The organism is Nonomuraea terrae, from assembly GCF_004348995.1.
In the GTDB taxonomy this organism is placed as follows: domain Bacteria; phylum Actinomycetota; class Actinomycetes; order Streptosporangiales; family Streptosporangiaceae; genus Nonomuraea; species Nonomuraea terrae.
The window spans coordinates 1-15,906 of sequence record NZ_SMKQ01000097.1; the positions used below are offsets into that span (position 1 = coordinate 1).

Annotated in this window: 17 protein-coding genes; 6 read left to right on the forward strand and 11 right to left on the reverse strand. The window is 72.1% G+C overall.

The window, feature by feature from the left end; all coding sequences use genetic code 11:
• From E1286_RS26650 to E1286_RS26660, 3 genes are all read right to left on the reverse strand, one after another.
• Positions 1-1,115 (reverse strand): SWIM zinc finger family protein (locus E1286_RS26650; protein ID WP_246075184.1); only part of this gene is annotated, 1,115 nt, incomplete at its 3' end.
• Positions 1,116-1,182: 67 nt separating this feature from the next.
• Positions 1,183-2,832, reverse strand: a complete 1,650-nt coding sequence (locus E1286_RS26655) for a discoidin domain-containing protein (RefSeq protein ID WP_132616610.1) — start codon at positions 2,830-2,832, stop codon at positions 1,183-1,185.
• Positions 2,833-2,839: 7 nt separating this feature from the next.
• Complete coding sequence (locus tag E1286_RS26660) at positions 2,840-4,417, reverse strand: alkaline phosphatase D family protein (RefSeq protein ID WP_223190410.1); 1,578 nt, start codon at positions 4,415-4,417, stop codon at positions 2,840-2,842.
• 152 nt (positions 4,418-4,569) lie between these two features.
• On the opposite strand from E1286_RS26660, the gene E1286_RS26665 reads away from it, so the two are divergent.
• Entirely contained in the window at positions 4,570-5,112 is a 543-nt protein-coding gene (locus E1286_RS26665) for a cupin domain-containing protein (protein ID WP_342776263.1), read from the forward strand.
• A 55-nt stretch (positions 5,113-5,167) separates the two neighbouring features.
• Here E1286_RS26665 and E1286_RS26670 read toward each other — a convergent pair whose 3' ends face one another.
• The 5 genes from E1286_RS26670 to E1286_RS26690 are packed head-to-tail and all read right to left on the reverse strand — an operon-like array spanning position 5,168 to position 8,366.
• The gene (locus E1286_RS26670) at positions 5,168-5,539 is read right to left on the reverse strand and encodes a DoxX family protein (protein WP_132616614.1); all 372 of its coding nucleotides are present in this window, start codon (positions 5,537-5,539) and stop codon (positions 5,168-5,170) included.
• Positions 5,540-5,554: 15 nt separating this feature from the next.
• A complete protein-coding gene (locus E1286_RS26675) occupies positions 5,555-6,352 on the reverse strand; it encodes an ABC transporter permease (protein ID WP_132616616.1) in 798 nt (265 codons plus the stop codon).
• Complete coding sequence (locus tag E1286_RS26680; protein ID WP_132616618.1) at positions 6,349-7,116, reverse strand: ABC transporter permease; 768 nt, start codon at positions 7,114-7,116, stop codon at positions 6,349-6,351. Before E1286_RS26680 ends, E1286_RS26675 begins: the two co-directional genes overlap by 4 nt.
• A complete protein-coding gene (locus E1286_RS26685; protein ID WP_132616620.1) occupies positions 7,106-8,023 on the reverse strand; it encodes an ABC transporter ATP-binding protein in 918 nt (305 codons plus the stop codon). Before E1286_RS26685 ends, E1286_RS26680 begins: the two co-directional genes overlap by 11 nt.
• Positions 8,024-8,075: 52 nt before the next feature.
• A complete protein-coding gene (locus E1286_RS26690; protein WP_132616622.1) occupies positions 8,076-8,366 on the reverse strand; it encodes an antibiotic biosynthesis monooxygenase in 291 nt (96 codons plus the stop codon).
• 60 nt (positions 8,367-8,426) lie between these two features.
• Here E1286_RS26690 and E1286_RS26695 point away from each other — a divergent pair, with 60 nt between their 5' ends.
• Complete coding sequence (locus E1286_RS26695) at positions 8,427-9,059, forward strand: TetR/AcrR family transcriptional regulator (protein ID WP_132616624.1); 633 nt, start codon at positions 8,427-8,429, stop codon at positions 9,057-9,059.
• Here E1286_RS26695 and E1286_RS26700 read toward each other — a convergent pair.
• Together E1286_RS26700 and E1286_RS48125 are read right to left on the reverse strand one after the other, a co-directional pair.
• On the reverse strand, positions 9,056-9,484 hold the full coding sequence (locus E1286_RS26700; RefSeq protein ID WP_223190414.1) for a GNAT family N-acetyltransferase: 429 nt from the start codon (positions 9,482-9,484) through the stop codon (positions 9,056-9,058). The genes E1286_RS26695 and E1286_RS26700 overlap by 4 nt on opposite strands.
• Positions 9,485-9,609: 125 nt before the next feature.
• Entirely contained in the window at positions 9,610-10,902 is a 1,293-nt protein-coding gene (locus E1286_RS48125) for a DUF2716 domain-containing protein (protein WP_187368227.1), read from the reverse strand.
• Positions 10,903-10,977: 75 nt separating this feature from the next.
• Here E1286_RS48125 and E1286_RS26710 point away from each other — a divergent pair, with 75 nt between their 5' ends.
• The 4 genes from E1286_RS26710 (at position 10,978) to E1286_RS26725 (ending at position 14,822) form a co-directional block, all read left to right on the forward strand.
• Positions 10,978-11,238 carry a DUF1876 domain-containing protein gene (locus E1286_RS26710; RefSeq protein WP_132616626.1) on the forward strand — a complete coding sequence of 87 codons (261 nt, stop codon included), beginning with the start codon at positions 10,978-10,980 and terminating at the stop codon, positions 11,236-11,238.
• A 73-nt stretch (positions 11,239-11,311) separates the two neighbouring features.
• On the forward strand, positions 11,312-12,217 hold the full coding sequence (locus tag E1286_RS26715; RefSeq protein WP_132616628.1) for an alpha/beta fold hydrolase: 906 nt from the start codon (positions 11,312-11,314) through the stop codon (positions 12,215-12,217).
• A gap of 99 nt (positions 12,218-12,316) precedes the next feature.
• The gene (locus E1286_RS26720; RefSeq protein ID WP_246075187.1) at positions 12,317-13,213 is read left to right on the forward strand and encodes an aminoglycoside phosphotransferase family protein; all 897 of its coding nucleotides are present in this window, start codon (positions 12,317-12,319) and stop codon (positions 13,211-13,213) included.
• Between the two features lie 70 nt (positions 13,214-13,283).
• On the forward strand, positions 13,284-14,822 hold the full coding sequence (locus tag E1286_RS26725; RefSeq protein WP_132616630.1) for an aldehyde dehydrogenase family protein: 1,539 nt from the start codon (positions 13,284-13,286) through the stop codon (positions 14,820-14,822).
• 49 nt (positions 14,823-14,871) lie between these two features.
• Here E1286_RS26725 and glnII read toward each other — a convergent pair whose 3' ends face one another.
• Positions 14,872-15,888: a glutamine synthetase gene (gene glnII, locus E1286_RS26730; RefSeq protein WP_132616632.1), complete on the reverse strand. Its 1,017-nt coding sequence runs from the start codon at positions 15,886-15,888 to the stop codon at positions 14,872-14,874.
• Positions 15,889-15,906 lie beyond the last annotated feature (18 nt).

Below are 15,906 nucleotides of genomic sequence, written 5' to 3' on the forward strand. Positions count from 1 at the left end.
TCGTAGGGGTGGCGGGCTGCGACCAGGGCGCGCAGCGGGGCGGCCCCCGGGTAGTAGGTGAGGTCGGCGTCGATGACCGTGCCGGTCACCAGGGAGGCGTCGAGCGGCTGCCCCTGCGGCGCGAACGACAGGATCAGGGCGGGCCTGCCGGTGTGACGGCCCCGGAGCCAGACGCGGCGCGCGGTCAGTTTGTCCTGCTCCTCGTCGCGCCGGCCGAGGACGTGCCAGTGGTCGCGCACCGGGGGCCCGGCCAGCACCTCTTCACGGGTGACCGGGAAGCCGGCGCGGATGAGCACCGTACGGGCCAGCGGGCCCGGCAGCTCGGCGCGCCGCCGGTAGGCGACGGCGAGCAGGTTGACGAGGGCGTACTCCTCCAGCAGCCGGCCCGGCCAGTCGTCCTCGCGGCGCACGCGCGCCAGCCGGGACACCAGGCCGGCCACGCCGGGGGCCTGGGCGTCGACGAGCCGCTTGGCCAGGCCCTCCCAGTCGTGCTCGGCCGCGCCCGCCAGGCCCTGGCGCACCTGGTCGGCCAGCCACCGCTCCAGCTCGGCCAGCCCCGCGGCGACCCGCCCATGACGGACGGACTCACTCGCGGCCCCCCGCCGCGCGCCATCAGGAGCAGCGCCGCCAGAGCCGGACCCGTGGGCCCCAGCACCGTCTGGGGCCCACGGGCCATCAGACCCAGCGTCGCCACGAGCCGCCGCGTCGGCACCCGATGAGGGCTGGGCGGCCTTGGCGGCCTCGGCGCCGGCGGCTTCGACGCGGGCCGCGGCCTTGGCGGCGCGTCCGGCGCGGGCCTCGACCCACTCGGTCACCCACTCCGGCGCGGCCTCCTCCTCGGGCGCCCCGTCGGCCGACCACAGGAGCAGCAGGCCGAGCGCGTGTTTGCAGGGGAACTTCCGGCTGGGGCAGCTGCACCGGTACGCGGGCTCGCTCACATCGACGCAGGCCAGGTAGGGCTTGGCCCCGCTGCCCTTGCACGCGCCGTAGAGCACCGTGCCCGTCGTGCCGCGCAACGACCACTTGGCGGGCGCCGCCACCCCCTGGGCGGCCTTCTGGGACGAGGCGTCGGGGGCGAGGGCGAGCACCTGGTCACGGCTCCACCGTTCGATCACCTGCCGCAGACTAGCCAGGTCGACCGACATTTCGCGCCGGGTCCGGGACATCTCGGACCTGGCGGGATCATTCTGCGCTTACCTCCGCCACGGACGCGTACGAGCCGCCGCTGGAACGCGTGGACTCCAGCCGGACGTAACGGGCGTCCACCGGGTCGAACGAGGCCGTCTTCTGGCGCGCGTCCGTCGCCCACGTGCCGGTCGCGACCTGGGTGAAGGTCTCACCGTCGGTGCTGACGTACACCCGGTAGTCCAGAATCGTGCCGTTGAGGTTGCCGTCGAACCGCGGCTGGTAGTTCACCTCGCTCACCTGCTTGACCTCGCCCAGGTTGAGCGTGATCGACTGCGGCAGCGGGTGCGGCGGGGAGTACTCCGAGTGCCAGAAGGTGGCGATGTCGCCGTCCACGGCGAACTCCGGCTCGCGCCCGGGGTGGAAGCTGGTGGCGAACACCGCGGGCTCCGTGCACGTCTCGGTGACGGTGACCGGCACCTTCGTGGCCTCGTCGCCGACCCGCACCGTGATCTCGTGCTCGCCGGGAGGCGTGTCGCGGGGCGCGGTGACCGTGACGGTGCCGGTCGCCCCCTGGCCGGCGGGGACGTCCAGGGAGCTCTCGGCCGGGTTCGCGGTGAGCGGCGCGGCGGCCGTCACCGTGACGGGCCTCGAGACGGCCTCTCCGGTGTTGTTGACGACCCGGACGGCCATCTCGGCGCGCCGGGTGGCCAGCTCGCAGTGGTCCAGCGCGATCCGGCCGGGCGTCACCGTCTGCTGCACCGGCCGGCCCGGCGCGAGCAGGGCCCACCCGAACGGCACGTCGGCGTAGTACGCCGTACGGCACTCACCGGGCGCCGAGCGGGGTCGCCCCGCGTCGAAGGCCGCCTTGCAGGCCGCCCGGTCGGGCAGGTCGGCGTCGTAGGCGGTGTCCAGCCCGGCCGCCAGCGCGTCGGCGCGGGCGAACACGTACCCGCTGTGGCTGCGGCTCTGCGTGTCCGACTTGTCGAACAAAGCGTCGCTGTACGCCTTGGCCCCGGTCAGCTCGGCCCAGAACGCCTGGGGGGCGCAGCCGACGGCCTGGTCGTCGGCCGGCACGGCGCACCGGGCGTTCCTGAAGTCGCCGCCCAGCACGGTCACCTGCGCCTGGCCGGGAACCTGCGGGAACCTGGCCGCGGCCAGCGCGGTGAACGCCGGGGTCGCGGTGGCCGGGTCGGCGCCCGGGTGCACGGCGAGCAGCGGCACCCGCAGCGACCCGTCCCGCCTGGCGGCACCGGTGTACGCCTGGTCCTCGTCCTGGACGCGCTCGTAGCCGGACGGCCCGGCCGCGGTCATGGTGTCGGAGTTCAGGATGATCGCCGTCTCGCGTGCGGAGCCGTCGGGCTGGAACGCCGTGCGCTCGCCCGACACCTCCGCCCGGTACCGGTAGCCGGTCGCCTTGCTCAGGCTGCCGGCCAGGCGGCGGGCGCCCGGCCCGAGGATTTCGTTGAGCACGAGCGCGTCAGGTGCGGCGGGCAGCTTCGCGGCCAGCCGCTCGGCGAAGTTGTCCAGGTCGGTGGTGTCGGCGGCGTCGGCCGGGCGTACCGAGTCCTGGAGGTTGGCGTGCACCACGAGCACCTGGCCGGCGGGCGTCCTGGGCAGCTCACGGGAGCTGGTGGCGGCGGCCGCGGGCACGAGGCCGAGCGGGAGGAGCGCCGCCGCGGCGGCGAGGATCACGGATCGTTTCATGGGAGCCTCACGCGTCCTGGAGGGCGGGCCGGCCCGACTCGACGACGAACGACCTGCGCACCGACGCGGTGCCCCCGGGCGTGGTGACCTTGTCCACGACCACGTAGTCGGCCCGCATGGTGTCCTTGGCGACGCGGCAGCGGATGTAGCCGCGCTGGCTGTTGAAGAACTTCAGGTGCGGGTTGGACGCCAGCCACTCGGTGCCGCCCGCCGTCATGTCGGAGCCGTCGCCGCCCGAGGTGATCGAGGTGCCGAGGAACTCGACGCCCACGGGCGGCGCGTCGGGGTTCGCGTAGTCGGCCTTGAGCTCGGCGGCGCAGTTGACGTGCGCGTCGCCGGTGATGACGACCGGGTTGGAGACCCCGCGCTCGGCGATGCCGGCCCACAGGCGGTCGCGGCCGGCGGCGTAGCCGTCCCAGGTGTCGGGGTTGAGCTGCTGCAGGCCGGGGTCGGTGAGCCGGTCGAGCTGGAACATCATCACCTGGTTGGCCATGATGTTCCAGGTGCTGCGGGAGCGGCCCAGGCCGTCCAGCAGCCAGGCCTCCTGCTGCGCGCCGAGCATGGTGCGGGCCGGGTCCAGGCGGGCGTTGATGTCGGCCGGGCTGCGGAACTGCCGCTCGTCCAGCACGTGGAACGTGGCCAGGCCGCCGTACTGGATGCGCTGGTAGATCGACATGTCGGGGCCGGTGGGCAGGGTCGAGGGCCGCATGGGCTGGTTCTCGAACGCGGCGCGGAAGGCGGCGGCGCGGCGGCGCAGGAAGTTCTCCGGGGAGCCGCCGGTCGGCGACAGGTCGCTGCCCCAGTTGTCCTCGACGTCGTGGTCGTCCAGCGTCACGAACCACGGCGCGGCTGCGCGGGCCGCCTGCAGGTCGGGGTCGGAGTTGGTGAGCGCGTAGCGCAGACGGTACTGCGACAGCGTCATCGTGGGCGCGTTGTGCGCGGCCGACAGCTGCGTCCGGCGCACGCCGCCGGTGGCGCCGATGCCCAGCTCGTAGATGTAGTCGCCGAGGTGGCCGACCAGGTCGAGGTCCTGGGCCGCCATGTCGCGGTAGGCGGTGTAGAAGCCGGACTCCCACTGCTGGCAGGAGGCGTACGCGAAGGCCACCTCGGTGTTCCAGCGGGGGTCGGGCGCGGTCTTGGTGCGGCCGGTCACGCTGGTCTCGCCGCCTGCCATGAAGCGGTACCAGTACTCACGTCCCGCACGCAGCCCCTTCACCTCCACGTGCACGGAGTGGGCCAGCTCGGGACGGGCGGTGGCCACGCCCTTGCGGACGACGCGGCGCATGCGGTCGTCCTCGGCGATCTCCCACCGGACCGGCACGGGCTCCGGCGGCATGCCGCCGGAGCCGTCGTCGGCCAGCGGCTCGGTGGCCAGCCTGGTCCACAACACGATGCCGTCGGGCCGGGGGTCTCCTGAGGAGACGCCTAAGGTGAACGGGTTCGCGCGCAGCGGGGGCGCCGGGTCGTTCGCGGAGCCTGGCACCTGGGCCAGCGCCACGACCCCGGCGACGCCCGCCGCGTACGCGAAGAGTTGTCGCCTGGAGGCGGCGCTGCTGAGCAGCGGCCGCCACAGTTCGGGTTTCACCTGGTCTTGCCTCATTCGTTCGGTCGGATCGCCGGACATCCACTCATGGGGCGATGAACGGGTAAAAACCAGTGATCGTACGACAGGTGAATGCATCCGGCCAGGGACCCCGGACGCGCTCGTGCCGGCTCTGTCGCCGTACAATCCCGGACGTGGAATTGCGGATCTACCCCGACGGGCCGTCCATCCAGGTAGCGGACGAGGCGGCGGCGCTGGCCGGCACGCTGGAGGGCCAGCTCGTCCTCGACGGCCGGTTCCTGCGCAGGGATGTCACCGGCAAGCCGGTCGCGTTCGTCGAGCGCCCGCCGGTCGCCGAGGCCCTCGACCTGCTGCCCCACCCGGAGGGCGGCTGGTTCCGCGAGACCTGGAGGTCGCCGGTGACCTTCCAGCCCGACGGGTACCCGGGCCCGCGCGCCAGCGCCACCGCCATCTACTTCCTGCTCAACCCGGGCGAGGAGTCCGTCCCGCACACGGTGCGCTCGACGGAGCTGTGGTTGTGGCACCGCGGCGGCCCGCTGAGCCTGACCATCGGCGGCGCCACCGTCACCCTCGGCCAGGACGTGGAGCACGGCGAGGTGCCGCAGGCCATCGTCCCCGCCGGTGTCTGGCAGTCAGCCCGCCCCGCCGCGGACGAACCCGTCCTGGTCAGCTGCATTGTCTCCCCCGGCTTCGACTTCGCCGACTTCACCGCCTGACCCGTCCCCCTTCCTCCGTCATGGCGGCGCTTGCCGGGCGCCCGGTTCGGGCCGGTCAGAAGGCGTACGGGCCGAAGCGGCCCCAGGCGACGACAACGGCCGCCACGAACAGCACCACGTTGACGGCGATGGCCGGCGGTTCTGCGCGGCGGGCGTGTGTGACGGCGGCTCCGATCATGGTGATGGCCAGACCGGCGGCGGCCAGCGGGGTGAGGACCGGGGCGACGCCCGTGGCGGCGGGGAGGATCAGGCCGAGCGCGGCGAGCAGTTCCACCACACCGATCAGCCGGACCTGGGCGGGGCTGAAGTCCTCCACCCAGGCCAGCACGGGGCGTAGCCGCTCCCTGGGCTGGGTGGACTTCATCGCCCCGGCCAGGCCGAAGACGGCCGCGAGGACGGCTTGAAGCACCCACAGAAGCGCATTCACGTCGATCTTCCTTTGCTACGGGCGGCCGAGAGTGCCGCGGCGGCGGGCAAGGCGTTCGAACCGGTTGAACAGCACCACTCCGGCGGCCGTGATGAGCAGCGGCTGGGCCAGCAGCCACCCGAGCCCCCAGCCGGTCGGCAGAGAGACGAGCGCATGCCCGCCGAGCAGGATGTCGCGCATCGCCTCGATGCCGGGCGCGATGGGAACCACCAGCCGGCTGAGGAAGGCGACCGCGTCGGGCATGGCGGCCAGCGGGACGAGCGTGCCACCGGCGATGGCGTAGACCGCCACCGACAGCTGGGTGATGATCTCGATGCGTCTGAACACGAGGGCCAGCCCGCACAGGATCAGAGCCAGTCCGCAGGTGCCCAGCACGATGGCGGCCAGCGGCACGATCACCTGCGCGTCGACGGGCATCCGCCCGCCCTGGACGGCGATGGCGGTGGCGCCGGTGGCCAGCACGGCCAGCGCGGTGGGAAGGGCCGAGACGGCCGCGGCGACCTGCCGGCCGAGGATGAGCGACGCCGAAGGCAGCGGGGTCAGGTACGTCTGTTCCAGCACGCCGGACTGGATGTCGCCCAGGTAGCTCCAGAACACCCGGTTGACCTGCTCGTGGATGAAGGTCAACGCCACCATCCCGAGCAGCACCGGCGCCAGCAGGTCCGCGCGCAGCTGCCCGCCTCCCATGAACAGGACGATGAGCAGGTAGAACAGCGGAAAGGTGACCATCTGGATGAGGACTTCGCGCCATCCGGCGGCGAGGTCGAGCAGGCCCTTGCGGACTTCCGCGGCGAATCCGCGGGCGAAGGTCATGACGACTCCAGGGCTCGGCGGTGGTTGCGGGCGAACAGCAGGCCGGCGCAGGCCGTGAGTGCGAGGGTGTGGGCGAGCAGCCACGGCAGGGTGCCGCCGTTCCAGAGCTCGCCCACGGTCCGGCCCTCGAAGAGCGTCTGGGTGAGCGCCTCCGTGCCCAGCGTGGTGGGCAGGACCCTGGCCAGGACGGCCAGCCAGTCCGGGTAGAGGGCCAGTGGCAGGAACGATCCGTTGAGCAGCAGCACCAGCGCGGTGAACAGCGACTGCAAGGCCCCGATCACCGGCGAGACGAGGGCCAGGGAGGCCAGCAGGAACGTGAAGGCCAGCACGTTCACTCCCAGCAGCGCGGCCGGCAGGAGCGCCGCCCAGCGCAGCGGGATCGCGATCCCGGCCACCAGCATCGGGACGAGTGCGGCCACGGTGGCCACGGCCAGGCCGAACACCGAGGCGCTGATCAGCCGGCCGAGCATCGGCAACCATGGCGGCGCCGTGGTCAGCTGGGACTGGGCGAAGGTCCCGGCGCGTTTGTCCTCGATGAGGTCGGCCACCATCACCAGGCCGGCGTACTGCAGGAACCAGTAGCCGCCGATCGCGACCAGGGTCTGCGGCAGCAGGTCCTCGCGCAGCGCGCCCTGGCCCAGGACGAACTGCAGGCCGAGGTACATCATGGTGCTGATCAGCAGCGTGATGACGTGGCCCGCCGGGTGGGCCAGCTGGATGCGCAGGCCCTTGCCGATCTCCGCGCGCAGGACGTCACGCAGCATGGGACGGCTCGTTCAGCAGGGAGACGAACACGTCCTCCAGGCCCGGCTGCACCTGGGTCAGCGACTCGATGACGGCCCCATGGGCGCGCAGGCGCTCCACCACCTCGTACACCTCGATCGGGTCGCTCACCCGCACGCTGATGGTGGTGACGCCGTCCCGGGCGACGGCGTCGAAGCCGGGCGGCGCCGCTCCCTCGACGCGGATCTCGTACCTGTCGCGTTCGCGGAAGCGGGCCAGCAGCTCCCGCGTGGGCAGGTCGGCCACGAGCCGCCCCTGGCGCATGACGGCCACCCGGTCGCACAGCTCCTGCGCCACGTCCAGCTGATGGGTGGTGAGCAGGATGGTCGTGCCGAGCTCGCGGGCCTGCTCGACGATCCAGTTCTTGACGGTACGGGTGGCCTCGACGTCCAGGCCGAGCGTCGGCTCGTCCAGCAGCACGATCGGCGGCCCGGCGATCAGGGCGGCGGCGATGGCGACCTTCTGCTGCATGCCGCGCGAGAAGCCGCCGACCTTGTCGTCGCGCCGCTCCCACAGGCCCAGGTCGGTCAGCAGGTCCTCGGCGCGCTCCGCCACCTGGGCCTTGCGCAGGCCCTTGAGCCGGCCGAAGTACATCAGGTTCTGCCAGGCCGACAGGCTCCAGTAGACGTTGCGCGAGCCCTCCAGCACCGCGCCGAACTGCGCCATCGCGGCCGAACGCTGCCGGGCCACGTCGTAGCCGCCCAGCCGGACCCGGCCCGAGTCGGGGGTGATCAGTCCGGCCAGCATCTTGATGGTGGTGGTCTTCCCCGCGCCGTTGGGGCCCAGGAAGCCGAAGACCGATCCTCGGGGAACGTACAGGGACACCTCGTCGACGGCCGGTGCCCGCGCCGGCCCGTACACCTTCGTCAACGCTTCGATCTCGATCATGTCATCTCCTCGGGTGGGGAGTCCCGGCCCTGGTGAGGGCCGGGACCGCGGGTCAGTGCTCGTCCAGGACCTCGATGTCCTCCACCGCGGCGTCGCGGGTCAGCGAGAAGGCCGCGGCGGCCTCGGCGTTCCCTGGCACGGCCGCGCGAGCCGCCCGCAGGTCGGCGGCCGAATCCCAGCGCCATACGCCCATCCAGGTGTCGTCGTCGATCCGCCCGAGCCGGGCCTCGGTCAGTCCGGGAACGACCGCCCTCGTGGCGGCGACCAGGGCGGTGTGCCGGGCGCGGAGCCGGTCGGCGTCGGCGGGGTCGGCGTGGAAGCGGGTGACGGTGATGACCGACATTGCTAGACCTCGTCTCTAGAGTTCGCTTCTAGTGAATGAATCTAGAGATAGACTCTAGCCATGATCGATGTCAAGCGGCCGAACAGACGGGCGCAGAAGGCGCAGGAGACGCGGCGACGCATCAGGGAGGCGGCACTCGAACTGTTCCTGCGGGACGGCTACGGCGCGACGAACCTTCAGGACATCGCCGGCCGAGCCGGGGTCGCGGTGCAGACGATCTACTTCGTCTTCGGCAACAAGCGGGCCCTGCTGAAGGAGCTGGTCGACGTCACGATCGCGGGCGACGACGAGCCGGTCGCCACGATGGACCGGCCGTGGTACGTCGACGCCCTGGCCGCCGGCACCGCCCAGGACATGCTGACCGCCTACGTCGCCGGCACGACGTCGGTCCTGGAACGGGTCGCCCCGATCGGCAAGGTGCTGAACGCGGCGGCCGCGAGCGATCCGGAGGTCGCCGCGCTGTGGCCGCACGACGTCGATCCGCGCTACGTCGTCCAGCAAAGGGCGGCCGAAGCTCTCACCGGCAAGCCAGGCGCGCGGGCGGAGGTGTCGGCGGAGGAAGCCGCCGACCTGCTGTACGGCCTGCTCAGCCCGGAGCTGTTCCTGCTGCTCGTCCACGAGCGCAAGTGGCCGCGCGAGCGCTGGCAACGCTGGGCCTGCCAGACGCTGCGCACCCAGCTCTGCTCGGACTAGAGGCCGGGGCCGAGATGCGGGCGCATCCACTCGGGGAAGACCCGGAACCCGGGCATCTCACGGTGGGGCAGCCGCCGGTAGAAAGGCTCGGCCTCAGGGGTCGACAGCAGATCGATCCGCTCGGCCCCGGTGGCCTCGAACGCCTCCTCGACCAAGCGCCGCCCGATCCCGTCCCGGCGCCTGCCGGCCGAGACGGCGAGGAAGGTCAGATAGCCGTGGTGCCCGTCGGTCAGCAGATGGGCGGCGCCCACGACGTCGACGTGATGCACAGCGACCAGGCCCACCACGCCGGGAGCGGCGAACAGACGACGTACGCGGTCGGGATCGGAGAACGTCGGCCAGCCTTCCGCCCGCGCGAGCGCCGACACACCGTCCGCGTGCGGGGAGTCGAACGGCACGATGTCGAGAGCGTCCCTGACCGTCACGGTCAAAGCCTGCGCGCGCCCACGCCGGAAGGCAACGCGATATCACCATGACCTTCCGCCGACTTCACCACCTGGCCGGCCGCTCTCCGCAACAGTCGCGGATGGGCGGCTGGTCCGTAAGACCGTCAAGGTCGTACGCGAGTGACGCCGTCGGGGCCGATCGTCCAGATGTTGCCGGCATTGCGTCCGCCGCGACGCATCACCGGGCCGAGCAACGCGGTGAGGCCGGCCTCCACCTCGGTGAGCAGGTCGGCGCCGAAGACGCACAACGACTCCTCCCACGGGTGGCCGAACGTGCCGAGGCGCAGGTCGGCGGTCACGTACAGGTGGTAGTCGCCGTCCGGGTACGCCGTGCCCGGCCAGAAGGGCCGGCCGGGGCCGCCCACGCGAAGGGGGTCGAAGCGGTAGCCCTGGTGGTTCCAGTCGAGGAAGTAGAGGGGCTCGTCCGGGCGGACGCAGGCGAGCAGGCCGCGCCTGACGAGGCGGTCCAGCTCGCCGGCGATGGCGTGGCCGGTGCCGAGGTGCCAGGTGACCGACGCCGGCGGCTCCGTGACGCCCGGATAGGTGTCGATGCTCGGCTGGAAGCGGAACCGTTCGTAGAAGCGATCCCACAGGTCGTCGTGCTCGGGTTCGAAGATCAGCTGCCGTACCGCCCGCTCGCGGGCGGGCGCGCAGGGCGGCGTCCGGTGGTACGAGCGGACGGTGGCGATCTCGCGGAAGCCGGCGCCCGTGAGGACGTCCCGCATCTCTCCGGCGGCCTCGGCAAGAAGGTGGCGCAGGTCGAGATCGACCGGCCGACAGGCGGGCGCCCAGTGGGGCCGGTATCCGGCACAGCGCGCCCACTCGCCCAGGAACTCCGGATGAAAGCCGGTCATCCCTCCGACGGCCAGGAAGCCGGTGTCGCCGACCCGCTCGGCCCAGGCCGCGTCCAGGATCCGAGCGTCGGACTCCACGACGTGAATCCGGCTCTCGACGGCCGTGAGGCCGCCGTCGGCCTCCATCTCGGGGAACGGCCTGCGGTGCGGCCCGGTGCGGGCGGCCAGTCGCCGGACCCGCTCGACGCTTCTGGTCTCCGCGGCGCCCAGCAGGCGGATCCGGTGGCCGGGGAGCCGCACGTCGCGGACCTGGTCGAGGTCCATGACGAGGACCGAGCGTTCCCATCCGGCCGTGAACCCCGCCTCGGCCAGGCCCGTGTCGGTGTCGTGCACGCGCCACTCCACCGGCTCGCACCGCGCCGCGAACGCCTCCAGCTGCCGCCGGACGAGATCCTCCAGGTCCGCGTCGCCGAGGTCGCCGTGGTCCACGCTCCCGTGGGTGCCGTAGTGGGTCCTGGCCACCGGGCCGTCGCGCTCGATGACCGCGCCGAGCGGCGGATGGCGGGGGACCCGGCCACGCACCCGCGTCTCGTACTCTTCCACGCCCGGCAACCTAGCCGCCGTACGCGGGTTTAGCGGCCGCCGGGCGGGCAGCCTGCTGGAAAGGGGGTGGTGGACATGCAGGCCAAGGAATGGACGGTACGCGTCCACCTCGACGAGGACGGTGACGACACCCGGGCGCGAGCCACGCTGACCACGGGCAAGGACCGCGTGATCGGCACCGGCCATGCCAAGCGGAACCCGGCCGATCCGTCAGTGCCGGAGATCGGCGACGAGCTTGCCGTCTCGCGGGCGCTGGCCGATCTGGCGGGCAAGCTGGCGGTCATCACGAAACACGACATCGCCGAATCCGCCGAATTCGACGTCCGTTCATGGTGACCCAATTATACCACAAAAAGCGAAATTCCGCATTTCATGAATAAGGCAGCGGAATTTCGCTATTTTTATGCATATGGCGATTAGCGAAGGGAAATTCATCACCTCGGGGAATCTGCGGCTGTGGACGGAGAGATTCGGCCACCCCGCCGATCCGGTGGTGCTGTTGATCATGGGCACGTCCACGCCCGGCATCGGCTGGCCGGACGAACTCGTCGAGACCCTCGTGGCCGGCGGCCGGCAGGTGATGCGCTACGACCACCGCGACACCGGCCGCTCCGACTGCGTCGACTTCGCCGCACACCCGTACACGCTGGGCGACCTGGCGGGTGACGCCCTCGCGGTGCTCGACGCGTACGGCGTCGCCTCCGCTCACATCGCCGGGGTGTCGCTGGGCGGCGCGATCGCCCAGTGGCTGGCCGCGCACCGCCCGGAGCGGGTCGCCACGCTGACCGCGATCATGACCGGGCCGATGGGCGCCGACGCCGGGCCGGCCTGGGCGCGAGCGATGGCCGGCGAGGAGCCCGACCCGGACGACCTGCCGCCGCCCGCGCCGTACCTGCTCCAGCACTTCCTGCGTGCCGCCGCGACGCCGCCGGCCACCCGCGAGGAGGCCGTCGCGGCGGGAGTGGAGACCTGGCGAGCGCTGCACGGCGGCGTCCTGCCGTTCGACGAGCGGGCGGCGCGGCGCCTGGCCGAGGAGGGCCACGACCGCACGGCGAACCCCGCGGCGGCGGCCAACCACGACCTGGCCGGGCGGAAGATGACCGAGGACCGGCTGGTGCCGCTGTCCTCGATCAAGGCCCCGGCCCTGGTCGTCCACGGGACGGCCGACCCGCTGCGCCCTCTCCCCCACGGCGAGGCGCTCGCCGCCGCGATCCCGCAGGCGCGCCTGGAGCCGATCGACGGCATGGGCCACTCGCTGCTGTCCCCCGGTCTGCCCCGCCGGGTCGCCGAACTGATCCTGCGCCACACAGGCTGACGCCGGGGAACAGACGCCGCGGAAGAGCGCATCCCGCGCCAGAGCCGGTAATTCGTTTGACGTCACAGGTCAGCAGCCGATGGCATTGCTCTCGCTTCGATGACGAGAAAGGCATCCATGGGCACCATGCACGCCGGCGAGGCCGTCATCGAGACCGGCCTCGTCCGCCGGCTCCTGACGGCGCAATTCCCCCAATGGGCGGATCTGCCCATCGAGCCGTGTCCCTCCCCCGGCACGGTCAACGCGGTATTCCGGCTCGGCGACGACCTGTCCGTCCGCCTGCCGCGCGTCGAGTGGGGCGTCGCGGACGTCGGCAAGGAGCAGAGCTGGCTCGCCCGGCTGGCGCCGCTGCTGCCGGTGCCCATCCCCGAGGTGCTCGGCGCGGGAGCGCCGGGCGAGGGCTTCCCGTGGCCGTGGTCGGTGTGCCGGTGGATCGACGGCGAGAACCCCGAGGAAGGCCAGGTGGCCGACCCGGAGGGCCTCGCGGCTGATCTGGCCGCGTTCGTCGCGGCGTTCCGGCGGATCGACCTTCCCGACGCTCCCCCGGCCTACCGCGGCGGCCCGCTGGCCAACCTCGACGCGGGCACCAGAAAGGCCATCGTCGAGCTGGACGGGCTGATCGACACGGCGGCGGCGACCGAGGCGTGGGAGTCGGCCCTGCGCGCCCCCGTCTGGGACGGCCCGCCCGTGTGGGTGCACGCCGACCTCATGCCGGGAAACCTGCTGGTCGCGGGCGGGCGGCTGACCGGGGTGATCGACTTCGCGACCGCGGGCGTGGGCGACCCCGCCTGCGACCTCATCGTCGCGTGGAACCTGCTCCCGCCGCGGGGCCGCGAGGTCTTCCGCACGGCGCTCGGCGCCGACGACGCCATGTGGGAACGCGGGCGCGGCCGGGCCCTGTCGATCGCCCTCATCGCGCTGCCCTACTACCAGGAGACCAACCCGGCGTTCGCGGCCAACGCCCGCCACGTCATCGACGCCGTGCTGACGTCCTGACGCAGCGGTCTTCTTGGGTTTTCTCCGGCAGGATGGTTGTCTGTCCGAAGGAACTATGAGGAGGACACCGGTGAGCCGTCAGATCGTTTCCATCGTGGGTGGCAAGGACGCGGAGGCCGCGGCCACGTACGAATCCGTCAATCCCGCCCGCACGGGCGAGGTCGTGGCGCGGGTCGGGCTGGCGGACGCTGACACGTTCGCCGCCGCCTGCCGTACGGCCAAGGAGGCGCAGCGCGAGTGGGCCAAGGTGCCCGCGCCGGTGCGCGGCCGGGTGATCGCCTCCATCGGCCGGCTGGTCGAGGCGAACGCCGAGCGGCTGGCCCGGCTGGTGACCGAGGAGATCGGCAAGCCGTACGCCGAGGCGCTCGGCGAGGTACGCGAGATCGTGGACACCTGCGACTTCTTCCTCGGCGAGGGCCGCCGCCTGTACGGGCAGACGGTCCCGTCGGAGATGCCCGACAAGAACCTGTTCACCTTCCGCACCCCGGTCGGCGTCGCGGCGGTCGTGACCGCGGGCAACTTCCCGGTGGCCGTGCCGTCGTGGTACCTGGTCCCGGCCCTGCTGTGCGGGAACGCCGTCGTCTGGAAGCCCGCCGAGTACGCCGCGGCCTCCGCGCACGCCATGTTCCGGCTGTTCACCGCGGCGGGCCTGCCCGACGGCGTACTGAACATCGTCTTCGCCGACGGGGCCGAGACGTTCGGCGGCCTGGACAAGGCACTGGGCGAGGGCAGCGTACAGAAGGTCGGCTTCACCGGCTCCAGCGAGGTCGGCCGCAAGATCGGCGAGCTGACCGGGCGTCACCTGCAGTCGGCCTGCCTGGAGCTGGGCGGCAAGAACCCGATGGTGATCATGCCGGACGCCGACCTCGACCTGGCCGTCGAGGGCGCGCTGTTCTCCGGCTTCGGCACGGCCGGGCAGCGCTGCACGAGCCTCGGCACGGTCATCGTGCACGAAAGCGTCCGCGACGCGTTCCTGGAACGGTTCGCGCGGGCGGTGCGCGAGGCCAAGATCGGCGACCCCACGCAGGACGTGCTGGCCGGGCCGCTGCTCGACCAGAAGTTCGCCGAGCGGTACGAGGAGTACCTGACCTGGATCCAGCCCCACCACACGGTCATGACCGGCAACGTCGGGCGCATCACGAAGGACAACCCGCGCGGCGGCTTCGACGGTGGCGAGGGACTGTACTACCACCCGGTCGTCGTCGAAGGTGTCCGGCCCGGCGACCGGATCTTCATGGAGGAGACGTTCGGCCCGATCGTGGGCGTCACCGCGTTCCGGACTCTCGACGAGGCGATCGAGCTGGCCAACCTGCCCGGCTACGGCCTGTCGAGCTCCATCTACACGACCGACGCCAAGAACGCCTTCCGCTTCCGTGAGGGCGTCTCGGCCGGCATGGTCAGCGTCAACAACTCCACCTCGGGCGCGGAGGCGCACCTGCCGTTCGGCGGCAACGGCAAGTCGGGCAACGGCAGCCGCCAGTCGGGCATGTGGGTGCTCGACCAGTTCACCCGCTGGCAGGCGATGAACTGGGACCACTCCGGGCGCCTGCAGAAGGCGCAGATGGACGTCGCGGAGATCGTCCCGGACCTGGACTTCCGCCTGGCATGACGCAAGAACGGGGCCCCGCGCGGGGGCCCCGTTCTCCTGACGCTCTGGATCAGACCTGGCCGGCCTTCTCCAGCGCCGCGCAACACGTGTTCACCAGCAGGCGGGTGACGACGTACGGGTCGACGTTGGCGTTGGGACGGCGGTCTTCGATGTAGCCCTTCTTGTCCACCTCGACCTGCCACGGGATGCGCACCGAGGCGCCGCGGTGGGAGACGCCGTAGCTGTACTTGTTCCACGGGGCGGTCTCGTGGGCGCCGGTGAGGCGGGACTCGACGCCGACGCCGTACTGGGTGATGTGCTCCGTCGGCTTGTCGCCCTCACCGAGCGCCTCGCAGGCGGTGATGATGGCGTCGTAGCCCTCGCGCATGGCGCGGGTGGAGAAGTTGGTGTGCGCGCCGGCGCCGTTCCAGTCGCCGCGGGCGGGCTTGGGGTCGAGGGTGGCCTCGACGCCGAACTCCTCGGCGGTCCGGTAGAGCAGGTAGCGGGCGACCCACAGGTGGTCGGCGACCTCGAGCGGGCCGGCCGGGCCGACCTGGAACTCCCACTGGCCGGGCATGACCTCGGCGTTGATGCCGGAGAGCTTGAGGCCGGCGGCGAGGCAGCGGTCGAGGTGGAGCTCGACGATCTCGCGGCCGAAGATGGCGTCGGCGCCGACACCGCAGTAGTAGGGGCCCTGCGGGGCGGGGAAGCCGCCGTCGGGGAAGCCGAGCGGGCGGCTGCCCTTGAAGAACGTGTACTCCTGCTCGATGCCGAACCACGAGTCCTGCTCGGCGTACTGCTCGGCGATCGGACGCAGCAGGGCGCGGGTGTTGCTGACGTGGGGGTCGCCGTTGATCTCCTCGACCTCGCACAGGACGAGGACGTTGTCACCGCCGCGGATCGGGTCGGGGCAGGTGAAGACCGGGCGGAGCACGCGGTCCGACGAGTGCCCCACGGCCTGGTTGGTGCTGGAGCCGTCGAAGCCCCACACCGGAGGCTCGGCTCCGTCGGCCAGGATCTTGGTCTTCGAGCGCAGCAGAGCCGTGGGCTCGGTGCCGTCGATCCAGATGTACTCAGCCTTGTACACGGCGGTCCTTTCAGCGTC